Here is a 12236-nt window from a genome sequence, read left to right as displayed (position 1 = left end):
AGTAATTTTTGAAGATTGTTAGTATTTCAAATCATCTGATTTAATTAGTGCAACGCTAGTGATATTATGTGAATTCAAAATTATTTCCAACTTTGCTTTATCGCCTAAAACGGAAGCCAAGGATTGCAGCATCCCAATATGACTGGTGCTGTCAGTACCGGAGATTGCACAAACCAACTGGACCGGATCATTTGTTGGATGCCCGAATTCGACTGGATTTTTCAAACGGACAAGGGAAACATTTTGCTGGAGAACCCCATGCTCCGGCCTTGCATGGGGGATTGCAATCGATGGTGCAAGCACGATATAAGGCCCAACATCCTGAAATCCTTTCACCATTGCATCAACATAGCTTTCCTCAACAATGTTTTCTTCCACCAGTAAAGCACCGGCTTTTCTAATTGCTGCTTCTGCACTGTCCGCTTCGACATCCAGGCTAATTAAATTGGCACTTAGCTGCATGCAATTATTCACTTCCTTCACTAAAAGACTTAAACTTATTTCTTCCAAAGAGATCGATATCATATTGGTAACGATCTGACCGGTTGGCCATCTCAACCAGTTCAAAAGGTGTCCCATCAGGCAAATAAGAAACCCTCGTAATGTGAAGGATTGCCGAATCTGGAGAAACTCCCAGCTCAAGAGCTTCCAAATCATTCGCAATTCTTGCCTGAATTCTTTCATGTGCCTTTTCCAACTGGATACCGTAATCCTCTTCCAGAACTTCATACAGAGATTCTTTGGTTAGCCCTTTTTCAAGAAATCCCGGCACAAACTTTGAGCGAAAATAGTTGATCATGATTGCGATAGGCTCTCCATCGGCACACCGCAGCCTTTTTAAACAAATAACTTTTTCACCTCTTGACAATTGTAATTCCTGAGTTAATTTCCTTGATGGCTCAATTTCACTCATTATCAGGTTTTTCGTTTCGATTAATTTGCCTTTTAATCTCATTTCTTCTGTCCAGCTTGTAATGGTGCCAGCCTTCTGTACGATCTTTCTGGATTGGACAAATGTACCTCTTCCTTGCTTTTTCGAAACAACTCCATCATTTACAAGCTCATCAATCGTTTTTCGGACGGTAATGCGGCTCACTCCATACATTTGTTCAATTTCGGATTCAATCGGGAGAGCGTCACCTTCTTTTAAATTTTCCTCTATAAACTCCAGAAGAGCAGTTTTAAGTTGTTTGTACAGCGGTTCTTTGGCGTTTTTATTTAAGGGTATGATAATACCCACCTCTTTCAATAAAAGATTATAATGTTTAGTTTGTGTAATTGTTAATTTTATAATAACATTATGATGTTTATTGTCAATATCTATAGTTATTTTATAAAGATCATAATGTTTACAAATAAGCTAATGCCGCAAAGCCAAGTTGGCTTTACGGCTTTTAAAAAAAATACAATAAATGTGGCGACAAAAGAGATTGTACGATGGAAAAACCTAATTCCTTAATATCTCTGTTAAACATCTGTCCCGTTTCAAGTGAGATTTTCTCCGGCTTTTCCTACATTCGGAAGCTTACTAAGAATCGCAAATTTGTAGATAAATATATCTTTTACAAAATGGCCAGAAGCTCCCCCGCTTCCATTCCCAAAAACCCCAATCTTAACGAAATTAATAAAACTACAACACTTGTTAAAAAATACTTTACCTGTCAACAATATGTCCTTAATGTTTCTCCTCTAGAGTAATGGGTGAAGGCTGGACTACAAAGGAGAAATTTTTGTAGGAAATCTTTCATAACAAAAAGGAGGTAGATTATGGATTTGGAAAAAATCAAGGTAATAGGCTTCGACCTTGGATATACGTTGTTGTTCAACAATCGGGAAGAAGATTACCAGGCCTATTTATTTTCAAAAGGGCTGGATGTTTCAGTGGCAAAGATCGAAGAAGCCTTTCATTTGGCGGATAAGATCTTCTTTCGGATGTTTCCGGGAGTGTTGGGAAAAAAGAGCGAAACTTTCTTTCCATGGTACATAGGTGTGGTCAATTATCAGTTGAATGTTCGTTTTGATTTATTCGAACAAACTGATTTTATTTTAAACCAACAAGGGGAATCGAGTTGGAGGCCTTTTCCTTGGACGGAAGAGGTCTTAAAAGGATTAAAAGAATTGGGTTACCGTCTTGTCCTGTTATCGAACTGGGATCTGAGTGCCAGGCATTTAATCGAACAACTGGGATTGGCTCCTTATTTTGATGACCTTTTAATATCCTCTGAGCTCGGAATCGAAAAACCGGATGTCCGCATTTTTCAGGAGCTGCTCTCCAGGACGAATTCAACTCCCGAAGAGATGCTATATGTGGGAGACAACTATTATGATGATGTGATTGGCGCCGAGAAAGCCGGCATAAAAACGGTTCTCCTTAATCGTTTCGGCAAGCTTGGAATTGAAGAGATTCAGGGCTGTCCAATTTTTGAAAATACAAATGAACTGTTTTCTTATATAAAAAAAGAAAGAAATGTGATGGAAAATGTCGCTTCACTTTGATGCCAGACATGCTGAGAATATCATCGAACGAATCGACGATTGTTACAGTTCGCTAACGGAATCGCAAAAGAAGCTGGCTGCCTGGATGCGAGGCCACTCTCAAGAAGCAGGTCTGTTGACCGCAAGGGAGATTGGTTTGCAAGTGGGCGTCAGTGAGGCCACTGTTCATCGGTTTATTGCTTCCCTCGGCTATAAAAGCTACCTTGAAATGAAAGTCGCTTTGCAGCAGCAGCTTCTTTCCAATCGAACAGTTGTCAGATTTAATGAATTTCAGACTAGCGGGAATCCTTCTGAAACACTTATGACTGAAGCGATTCAGACGGAACTGCAAAATTTTCAGCTTACCTTTCATGAAGAACTCGATAAAGCGGTTGATGATGCTGCCGATCTGATTACCGGGGCGGACCGGATATATGTAGCCGGATGGAGAAATGGCCTTGCCGTTTCGGCGCCGCTCAGTTATCAGCTGAATTTGATTCTGGGGAATACCCTTCATCTTCCGGCTGGCGGAGAGCTTAGTGAGAGGGTGGCCTACATAAAAGAGACTGATGTGGTCATTGCGGTGGCTTTGCCAAGATACTGCCCGATTACGTTAAGAGTCATTAAAGAGGCGCAAGGCATCGGTGCCAAAACGATTTGCTTTACCGATTCGCCAATCTCTCCTTTTTATCCTCTGGCCGATGTTTCCTTGCTGTCTGCCGTTAAGTCAACCGGCTTTTTCGATTCTTATGTCACACCGTTAATGATCAGTCAATTGCTGGTTCAAAAAATCGCCAACAAAGAGCCCGGGCGCGTCAGGGGTAATTTGGAACAACAAGAGGCGTTCTTTAAAAAATGGGAAATTACACAAAATGGTTAAGAATCTATTCAGGATAAGGAGAAGTGAAAAACATGAAAAAAATGAACTCTTTCTTCTTGGTTTCAATTTTACTTTTAGTCCTATTTTCATTGGTTGCTTGCAGTTCCAGCCAATCCCAAACAAAAACAGGCACGGAAATTGAAACAGAAGCAACCGGAGCAGAAAAGGGAGGGTCGTTGGTTTACGCCATCAGCAATGATGTAGATGGCCTCGACCCTCACCGTACCGTTTCCGCTTCCACCTTCCAGGTAACAAACAATGTTTTTGATACCCTTGTCGGCACAACACCGGAAGGCGAGCTAAAGCCGCGACTTGCAAAAGACTGGGCTTCTTCGGAAGACGGCCTGACATGGACTTTTAATCTGGAATCCGGGGTGACCTTCCATAATGGCCGTGAAATGACGGCCGAGGATGTCGTATACTCATTTGAACGTTTAAAAGCGGCAGAAAGCCCTCGTGCCGCCGAATTCAGCAATATTATTGATGTGAAAGCAGACGGCAGCGACAAAGTAGTGATGATTCTTGGAAAAGCAGATGCTACCTTTATCTCTTCTCTCGCTATGCCATGGTCAGCTATTGTCGCAAAAGAAGCGGATGCTGATATGAAAAAGAACCCGATTGGAACTGGGCCTTTCAAGCTGGAGGAATGGGTGCCTCAGCAAAAAGTTATCCTGAATAAGAACGAAGATTATTTTATTGAAAATAAACCGATGTTAGACAAAGTGACATTTTCGATCATTCCTGAAGCCACTACCTTGCTGGCAAACTTGCAAGCAGGCGAAGTGGACATTGTTGGCGTATCGGGAGAACAAGTGAGTTCGCTTGAAAGTGATCCAGCTATTGAAATGATGGAAAGCCCATTAAATATGGTACAAGTGTTGGCATTCAACAATAGCCATGAGCCATTAAATAATGTAAAAGTCCGTCAAGCGATTTCGATGGCAATCAACAAAGCGGATATTATCGAAGGAGCCGGATGGGGCTATGGGACAGAAATCGGCAGCCATATGGCACCTACAAGCCCTTATTATGCCGATACAACTTCGGTTCTTCCTTTCGATGCAGATAAGGCAAAGTCGTTATTAAAAGAAGCAGGATTTGCGGATGGTTTGAAATTAAAGCTTACTTTGCCGGAACCGTATAAGCTCCATGTTGATTCAGGGCAAATGATCGCTGAACAGTTGAAACAAATCGGAGTAGAAGTTGAAATCGAAGTGATTGAATGGGGCAAATGGGTTGATGATGTATATAAGGGAAGAAATTATGAGATGACGGTGATTTCCCATACAGGGCGTTTAGACCCTGATGCAATGCTTGCCCGCTACCATAGTCAATCAGGTGAAAACTATTATAATTACAAAAATCAAGAGATTGATCAGCTGTTAACCGAGGCAAAAGTAGAATTGAATGAGCAGAAGCGGAAAGAAATGTATACGAAGATTCAAGAAATTTTAGCGGAGGAAGTACCGGCTGTTTATATCCAGGCTCCTGATAGCATTATCGCGATGAATAAGAAAGTTGAAGGATTACAAATTTATCCGATCGATATCATTGACCTGTCGAATATTTCATTGGAACAATAATGTTGGAAAGGATGGATCTGTATGGGAGCCTATTACCTAAACAGAATCGCTTCATCCCTGCTTTTAATTTTGTTTATTTCTTTCTTTTCCTTCCTGGTATTAATGATGCTCCCGGGTGATCCGGTTCAATTAATGCTGGGCATGGAAGCTCCTCAGGAAGTGGCTGAGGAGCTCCGGGCCCAGCTGGGTTTGGATAAGCCCTGGTATGTTCAATATGGGGATTGGATCATCAATAGCCTGCAGGGGGATCTGGGACTTTCTTTTTTGTATGGAGAACCTGTTGCGGCATTAATCATCGAACGTATTCCCTTAACGTTATCGATTACCTTTTTTTCACTTGTTCTTTCCCTATTGTTCGCCATTCCACTTGGTGTATTGGCAGCGGTGAGAAAAGGAGCTGTTTTTGATAAAGTCATCCAGCTTTATATCCAGGCGGGCCTTGCTGTTCCGAGTTTCTGGATCGCGATTTTACTGATTTTATTCGTGTCGATAAAACTGCAGCTTTTGCCGCCAAGCGGCTATGTCCCGATCTCGGAAGGGTTGTTTGTTCATTTGAAAAGTATATTGCTCCCTTCCATTTCCCTGGCGATCGTTGAATCAGCAACGATGACCAGGTTAATTCGCACATCGTTGCTGGATGTGCTCGAAAAAGACTTTATCACTTTTGCAAAAGCCAAAGGGTTGAGTTCCTTCCGCCGAAACATTGCTTACGGTCTCCGCAATAGTTTAATCGGCCCTGTTACCTTATTGGGACTTCAAGTCATTGGTTTAATTGGTGGTGTTATTGTCATTGAAAATATTTTTGCGCTGCCGGGGTTGGGCCGGCTGCTTTTAATAGCCGTGCAGCAACGTGATCTCATACTGGTTCAGGGGTTGGTCATATTTTTGACAACGACTGTTATTTTTATCAACCTATGCATTGATATTCTTTATACAAAGCTTGATCCAAGAATTAAACTGGAGAAGGGAGTGGATAAAGCGGCATGAGATCTTTTTCGATCGGGATGGTATTGGTGTGCGTTCCTGTTCTGCTCATGATCATTGGAATCATTCATCCCCCTTTTGATCACGAGGCAATGAATGTTGCCCATAAATTGCAGCCTCCTTCTTTGAATCATTGGTTTGGTACCGATCAATACGGACGCGATATTTTGACGAGAATTATGATTGCTTCACAAAATGCTTTGTTGGTCAGCATCGGATCGGTCGGGTTGGCCATGGTCATCGGCTGTGTTCTTGGAGCAAGTGCCGGGTATTTTCAGGGCTGGTACGGCAGCTTAATCATGAGAATCATGGATGGATTATTTGCTTTTCCCGGACTCCTGCTCGCGCTTTTAATTGTAACTGTATTGGGAGTTGGCGGGGAAAACGCCGTGATTGCGATTGCTATTTTTAACATCCCATTGTTTGCCCGGTTAATGTATGGTTTTATTCTTGAAGCGAACAGCTTTGGCTATGTAAAAGCAGCCCATTCATATGGGGCAAACTCTTCGCAAATTATTTTTGTTCATATGGTTCCTTCCGCATTTTCAAAGATTCTTGTACAAGGTACAACAAGCATGTCGGGAGCTATTTTAACAGAAGCCGCTTTATCATTTCTGGGACTTGGTGTACAACCTCCCCATCCAAGCTGGGGAGGGATGCTCAACGAAGCTCAGCCGCTTTTGGCTGTGGCACCATGGTATCCGGTGTTTCCTGGGCTGATTATCTTTATTACTGTCATGGGCTTTAACCTCATCGGGGATGGGTGGCGTGATTTACAGGTGAAGGAGCGATAAATATGTTAGAGGTATCCAATTTATCAATTAATGTATTCCATAAGAAAAAATGGTACTCAAGTGTCAGCAATGTCAGCCTAACGGTCAATAAAGGGGATATTGTGGGCATCATCGGTGAATCAGGATCGGGAAAAACCTTGACGGCAAAAGCAATAAGCAATCTCCTTCCCGCCAATGTAACAGCCGACGGTGAAATCCTGTTTAACGGCGAGAACTTAAGCAAAGCTTCCGGCAAACAATGGCAAAATATATATGGCAATAAAATAAGCTATATTTTCCAAAACCCAATGACGGCATTGAACCCGGTGATGAAAATAGGAGTTCAGGTAATGGACGCTTATCTTGCCCATCACCCAAAAGAAAAAAAACAAGCAAAAAAGATAGCGCTTGAAACGTTGGAAATGGCGGGGATAAAAGAAGCAGAACGAATTTTTTTGAGCTATCCCCATGAATTAAGCGGAGGTTTGAAACAGCGAGTGATCATAGCTATTGCCATCGTTAACCGACCTGACCTGGTTATTGCTGATGAACCTACTACTGCATTGGATGCTGCCGTCCGCAAGCAAATCCTTGATTTATTTATCAATCTGAGAGACCAGCTGGGTTTATCGATCCTATTGATCAGCCATGACATTTCTGCGATCCAATACATTTGCGATAAAATCATTGTGCTTTACGGAGGCAAACTGTTGGAAAAAGGAGATTGTTCTGTTGTATTAAAAGCTCCGGCACATCCCTATACCCAGGCATTGCTCCAATCCATTCCGAGAATGACGGGTCCCCGCGAAATTAAAGGGATTCCCGGAGCCGTTCCTTCGTTGTCGGAAACCTTTAAAGGCTGCAATTTTGCGCCGAGATGTCCATTTAAACATGAACTCTGTACCTCCGAACAGCCGCTTTTGCGGGTGAGTGGAGATCCGCATAGGGAAGTAGCATGCCACAGGCCCATCACGGCATTAGCAGAAGCGCGCAAACAGGCAATGGAGGTTTGATATGAGCAATTTAATCGAGGTAAAAGGTTTATCAAAGCAATTTTCTCTCAGAAAAAAGCCGTTTTTTCGAAAATCCTCTTTCTTCGAAGTTTTGAAAGATGTGTCGCTTAAGATTGCGGAAGGTGAAACTATCGGACTGGTTGGAGAAAGCGGAAGCGGGAAATCAACTTTGGGCGAATGTATCGGCGGTTTGCAATCAGCTCCGGAAAACACAATATTTTTCAGAGGAAAAGCACTTGAATCACTTGCAGGCAAAGAGAAGCAGGAATTTCGCCGAAATGTTCAGTTCGTCTTCCAAAATCCGTATGATACATTAAATCCCCGGATGAACGTGGAGCAAATCTTGCGGGAGCCTCTCCGGATTCATAAACTGTATGAAAGCAAACAGGAAGAAAATGAAGCGATAACCCGTTTGTTGGAAGAAGTAGGCTTGGGTGTTGAATTCAAGAAATATACCCCGGGACAGTTGAGTGGCGGACAGTGCCAGCGTGTTGCCATAGCCCGGGCATTATCATTAAAGCCTGGCTTAATCGTATGCGATGAAGCCGTCTCTGCACTTGATGTCTCGGTCCAGGCGACGATCGTCAATTTACTGTCAAAACTAAAGCAGCAATATCATATCTCCTATTTGTTTATTTCACATGATCTTGGAATTGTAAGGAGCATCGCGGATCGGGTAATCGTTCTTGAAAAAGGCAGAATTGTTGAAAACAATGAAACCGATCAATTGTTTTCGAATCCCGAACACCCGTATACTAAAATGTTGTTGCATTCAATACCAGATTTCGGTTATTAAGAAAGGATAAGAAGATGAAAGTTAACGTATTAGGTGAATGGGGAGCATACCCTGCTGCCGGGGATGCCACGTCCTCATTTCTGTTTGAAAAAGATGGATTTTATTTATTGGTGGATTGCGGCAGCGGTGTCTTGAGCCAGCTGCAAAAAGTGATTCCTCTGCACCGATTAAACGCCTGTATCCTGTCCCATTACCATCATGACCACAAAGCTGATGTCGGGAGCCTGCAATATGGAATGCTCGTTCAAACCCAATTGGGAAACCGGACAGAGCCGCTTCCCATTTACGGCCACGCAAAAGACGCGCAGCAATTCGAATCACTGAAAATGGAATCCTATACAACAAACGTCGAAATCAACGAGGACACAACGGCAAAAGTCGGTCCTTTTACCATAACCTTTTGTAAAACCATTCATCCGGTATATTGTCTGGCGATGAAGATTCAAACCGGTGACCATACAATTGTATATACTGCAGATACAGGATGGTACGATGGACTGGCTCAATTCTCGGCTGGTGCGGACCTGCTGATCAGCGAAGCCAGCCTTTACAATCAACAACTGGGAAAAGTAAACGGTCACCTAACGGCAGGGCAAACAGGGGAATTGGCGAAAAAAGCGAACGTCCGGAAATTGCTGATGACCCACCTGCCCCATTACGGTGACCACCAGAGCTTGATCGGGCAAGCGAAAGAAATATATCGTGGAGAAATTGAATTGGCCAAGGGTGGGATGGTGATTGAAATCTAAATTAATCCCTCACTGTTCTTGGTTTATAAGATAAGGCAAAGCGAGTAGGAGGGGGTGACTGACCCCTGACCCCCGACCTCTCACACCATCGTAAGTAGCGTTCGGTATACGGCGGTTCCATTAAGCTTTACGCAAAGATTCATAGCGAGAATATAGACTTTTCAGTCCTCGCTTCAGTCCAGTAGGAGTTGTCGAGGGTTTTGTGTAGGATTGGACTATGCGCAGGTTCTCCAGTATTTCTTCCTGGAATTCCCCCAATCGTATGCTTTGTATTCAGGAACTCCCATCCCAATAAGTTTCCTGATTCGGGTCTTAGGTTTCTTCCACTGTTTTCATTCACACATTCTGAGTCTTCGCCTTATCCATTCGTCGAATTCCTTGAGATTGAACAAGTAGTTCCGCCACATAGTGGGGTCTGTCTTGCATAACCCCTTATTAACATTCCTTCCATTTTTGGAAGGTGACGTTACCTGCCTAGGATATCATCCTTATCAAGTCCGGCATCCTCTGTGATTGAAAAATCATCTTCTTCGTATGTTATCTCATAAACAAAAGAAAATAAGCGCTCTATTTCCTGACTTAGTTCTTCAAGCAGTGGAAAAGTGAATGCGCAACCCAAGCTATCCACCAGGCTGCGATAATACCATTCCTGCTGCTGGCGGCCGCGTTTGAACCGGTTCCATACAGTATCTCCAACATGTTCGTATTCCCGTCTTATCGACTGGAGATTATGAAGTTTATCGGCGCAGGCAACCGCACGGATTTCAACCGAAGCAGACTTCAGAAACTCAATCGTGTGCTCCTTTCTTTCCTCCCAGGACAGCGACTTATCCGGTTCCGAGCATCCTTCGACGATCTCTGCAATCTTCAGGCCGAATTCATGTTTAATGTCTTGTATAGTTATATCTGTATCTTCCACAGTGTCATGGAGGATTCCGGCAGCAACAATCTCTTCACTGTACCCCCCCTTTAACAGAAGCATTCCCACCGTGGCCGGATGGCTGATATAGGGAATATCGGTTTGTTTTCTGAACTGGTTTTGATGAGCCTTGCTGGCGACTTGTAACGCTTTGTCAATAAGTTCCATTGTGATCACTCCTCTATGATCAATTAACAGTGTCGTATCAATTCATAATTCGGATAGCTTTCATTATGTAGTTGGACCGCCGTTTCCTCATTTTCGACGGAAACCCAACACCCGTCTCTTTTCATTTCATTAATGCCCTTGAATGGAGTTTCAGCCAGTTTTTTTGTAAAAAACACAATGATGATGAATCGTGAATTTTTTCGTTGGCTTGTCAATGTTCACCCAGACAGCGTTGTTCCACAGCATTCAATCACCTCTTGTTCAATGAATTAATTGATTTTCTCACAATGCTCATCAGCTCTTCAGCAGTAAATTGTTTTACACTCACATCTCCACTTTTATTAAGTTGTTCCTTAAATTCAGGTAAATACAGCGCAAATACATAGCCATTTCCTGTATGGGTGAATTCCCTGGCAACCAGTTTTTTTCGAGATGGAGACTGGTCATAATAATAGAAGAACCTGCCGACTTGTCTTCCTTCTCCCTTAATTCAATATAGCCCGTTTTTGATCGAGCAACAGCATTACTTTACCCCCTCTCCTATTGCGACCATACTGACGAAATAAATACCAGATACTGCATGTATTCAAGTGTAATAAGTACATGTTCGATGAAACTTGCTGGTTTCCTGCTTGCTAATTTTCCATTATGCTGTCGTTCCATTTCACAAATGCTTTCATCCCGTAGTTTTGCTTTGCCAGGACAATGTGGCGAAAGACAGCTTTGAGCTTTTTTAAACCTTGTTGTTGATACCAGGAAAAACTTATAATAAAAATAAGGTGAAATTATCTAATATGGAGCGTGATGTACATGTCACTATCACGGGAGCAAGGCAATCTCACATATGCTGATTATTTAGCTTTGGACGATAATGTCAGGTATGAGGTTATCGATGGTCGAGTCTATAATATGTCTCCCGCTCCAACTACTAAGCATCAAGCAGTTCAAAGGGAATTGTTGACCGAATTTAATATCTATTTAAGGGGTAAACAATGCAGTGTATTCGGCTCCCCAATCGACGTATGTTTTGCTGATGAAGATAACGACATAAAAAAAATAAAGGAATGGGTAGAACCAGACCTTGTTGTTGTATGTGATAAGAATAAGATTCAGGAAAAACGAATTGTAGGGGTTCCTGATTTGATTATTGAGATTCTTTCCAACTCAACTGCCAAGAAAGATAAAATAATAAAGTTTAACCGGTATCAAAGGGCAGGAGTAAAAGAATATTGGATTGTCGATCCTTCTAACGAAAATATTGATGTGTATTTGCTTGAAAATGGCACCTTTAAGCATAGCGGCATTTATTTCAGGGACGATAGAATTCCGGTTTATTTATTCGAAGAGTTTTCTATCGATTTAACCAACATCTTTAGAGAAGAAGAGTAAGACAGAAAAACTGTTTGAATAAAAACAGGGGGGATATTACCATAACGGGTTCCCCTTTGGGAGAGAAATTGTAATTATAACAGATAATTAACAGACCAATCAGCATAATAATTGGTCTGTTTTTTACTGGAATAAAAAAGCCGTTGAGATCCAAAACTCAACGACTTCTTTATTTTAAATGTGTATAAATCTAGCCGGACCTCTAGTAAAGGATTACAAGGCTTCTCCGCAGGAGTTGTATTCTATTTAATAAAGCTATCACTTATTCTAATAGAAAAAAACTTCCCTATAGTAGCGGGAAGGATCCGGGTTCGATAACTTTTTCGATCAGTTCTTTTTCTCTTGCTGGGTTCGTGGTTTTTTTCTTCAATCACTCCGCGGGTAAAAATCACAAGCCATTAGTAGTTACCTTATTATATACTTAATATATTATCTCGAGGTTTTAAAAGGTTAATTGTAAAATCAAATGCAACACCATAAAAATAGAAAAGCCATAGTGAAACCGTG

The 12236-nt window shown here is 42.1% G+C and carries 12 protein-coding genes and 1 pseudogene; 9 read left to right on the top strand and 4 right to left on the bottom strand.

Annotated elements, in window-relative coordinates; translation table 11 throughout:
• Positions 1-18 precede the first annotated feature (18 nt).
• Positions 19-462: a PTS sugar transporter subunit IIA gene (locus CU633_RS19365; protein WP_101662211.1), complete on the bottom strand. Its 444-nt coding sequence runs from the start codon at positions 460-462 to the stop codon at positions 19-21.
• 4 nt (positions 463-466) lie between these two features.
• Complete coding sequence (locus CU633_RS19360) at positions 467-1240, bottom strand: GntR family transcriptional regulator (RefSeq protein WP_257959090.1); 774 nt, start codon at positions 1238-1240, stop codon at positions 467-469.
• 527 nt (positions 1241-1767) lie between these two features.
• Between CU633_RS19360 and CU633_RS19350 the strand changes: the two genes are divergently transcribed.
• From CU633_RS19350 to CU633_RS19315, 8 genes are read left to right on the top strand one after another with little or no spacing between them, the layout of a single operon-like run.
• Positions 1768-2496, top strand: a complete 729-nt coding sequence (locus CU633_RS19350) for an HAD family hydrolase (RefSeq protein ID WP_101662209.1) — start codon at positions 1768-1770, stop codon at positions 2494-2496.
• Entirely contained in the window at positions 2480-3355 is an 876-nt protein-coding gene (locus tag CU633_RS19345; RefSeq protein WP_101662208.1) for a MurR/RpiR family transcriptional regulator, read from the top strand. The genes CU633_RS19350 and CU633_RS19345 overlap by 17 nt, the downstream gene beginning before the upstream one ends.
• 32 nt (positions 3356-3387) lie before the next feature.
• Complete coding sequence (locus CU633_RS19340) at positions 3388-4938, top strand: ABC transporter substrate-binding protein (RefSeq protein ID WP_219620978.1); 1551 nt, start codon at positions 3388-3390, stop codon at positions 4936-4938.
• Positions 4939-4959: 21 nt separating this feature from the next.
• Complete coding sequence (locus CU633_RS19335; RefSeq protein ID WP_101662207.1) at positions 4960-5925, top strand: ABC transporter permease; 966 nt, start codon at positions 4960-4962, stop codon at positions 5923-5925.
• Positions 5922-6716, top strand: coding sequence for an ABC transporter permease (locus tag CU633_RS19330; RefSeq protein WP_101662206.1), 795 nt, complete (start codon positions 5922-5924; stop codon positions 6714-6716). Before CU633_RS19335 ends, CU633_RS19330 begins: the two co-directional genes overlap by 4 nt.
• Before the next feature lie 2 nt (positions 6717-6718).
• Positions 6719-7708 carry an ABC transporter ATP-binding protein gene (locus CU633_RS19325; RefSeq protein ID WP_101662205.1) on the top strand — a complete coding sequence of 330 codons (990 nt, stop codon included), beginning with the start codon at positions 6719-6721 and terminating at the stop codon, positions 7706-7708.
• 1 nt (position 7709) lies between these two features.
• Positions 7710-8504, top strand: coding sequence for an ABC transporter ATP-binding protein (locus CU633_RS19320; protein WP_101662212.1), 795 nt, complete (start codon positions 7710-7712; stop codon positions 8502-8504).
• A 14-nt stretch (positions 8505-8518) separates the two neighbouring features.
• Positions 8519-9253, top strand: coding sequence for an MBL fold metallo-hydrolase (locus tag CU633_RS19315; RefSeq protein WP_101662204.1), 735 nt, complete (start codon positions 8519-8521; stop codon positions 9251-9253).
• A gap of 120 nt (positions 9254-9373) precedes the next feature.
• Here CU633_RS19315 and CU633_RS23460 read toward each other — a convergent pair.
• A pseudogene (locus tag CU633_RS23460) lies at positions 9374-9633 on the bottom strand (group II intron reverse transcriptase/maturase); the annotation flags it as partial.
• Positions 9634-9719: 86 nt separating this feature from the next.
• A complete protein-coding gene (locus tag CU633_RS19305) occupies positions 9720-10340 on the bottom strand; it encodes an HD domain-containing protein (protein ID WP_101662203.1) in 621 nt (206 codons plus the stop codon).
• An 810-nt stretch (positions 10341-11150) separates the two neighbouring features.
• On the opposite strand from CU633_RS19305, the gene CU633_RS19300 reads away from it, so the two are divergent.
• Positions 11151-11729, top strand: coding sequence for a Uma2 family endonuclease (locus tag CU633_RS19300; protein WP_101662202.1), 579 nt, complete (start codon positions 11151-11153; stop codon positions 11727-11729).
• The last annotated feature ends 507 nt before the right edge of the window (positions 11730-12236 follow it).

Origin of the sequence: Bacillus sp. V3-13, from assembly GCF_002860165.1 — a bacterium.
Classification (GTDB): Bacteria; Bacillota; Bacilli; order Bacillales; family Cytobacillaceae; genus Bacillus_BJ.
Note: the sequence above shows the minus strand (reverse complement) of the source record. Positions and strands in the feature narration are given on the sequence as shown.

Coding starts and splice junctions, on each gene's coding strand:
- CU633_RS19365 (WP_101662211.1), bottom strand. CDS start 462: ATGCAGCTAAGTGCCAATTTAATTAGCCTGGATGTCGAAGCGGACAGT.
- CU633_RS19350 (WP_101662209.1), top strand. CDS start 1,768: ATGGATTTGGAAAAAATCAAGGTAATAGGCTTCGACCTTGGATATACG.
- CU633_RS19345 (WP_101662208.1), top strand. CDS start 2,480: ATGTCGCTTCACTTTGATGCCAGACATGCTGAGAATATCATCGAACGA.
- CU633_RS19340 (WP_219620978.1), top strand. CDS start 3,388: ATGAAAAAAATGAACTCTTTCTTCTTGGTTTCAATTTTACTTTTAGTC.
- CU633_RS19335 (WP_101662207.1), top strand. CDS start 4,960: ATGGGAGCCTATTACCTAAACAGAATCGCTTCATCCCTGCTTTTAATT.
- CU633_RS19330 (WP_101662206.1), top strand. CDS start 5,922: ATGAGATCTTTTTCGATCGGGATGGTATTGGTGTGCGTTCCTGTTCTG.
- CU633_RS19325 (WP_101662205.1), top strand. CDS start 6,719: ATGTTAGAGGTATCCAATTTATCAATTAATGTATTCCATAAGAAAAAA.
- CU633_RS19320 (WP_101662212.1), top strand. CDS start 7,710: ATGAGCAATTTAATCGAGGTAAAAGGTTTATCAAAGCAATTTTCTCTC.
- CU633_RS19315 (WP_101662204.1), top strand. CDS start 8,519: ATGAAAGTTAACGTATTAGGTGAATGGGGAGCATACCCTGCTGCCGGG.
- CU633_RS19305 (WP_101662203.1), bottom strand. CDS start 10,340: ATGGAACTTATTGACAAAGCGTTACAAGTCGCCAGCAAGGCTCATCAA.
- CU633_RS19300 (WP_101662202.1), top strand. CDS start 11,151: ATGTCACTATCACGGGAGCAAGGCAATCTCACATATGCTGATTATTTA.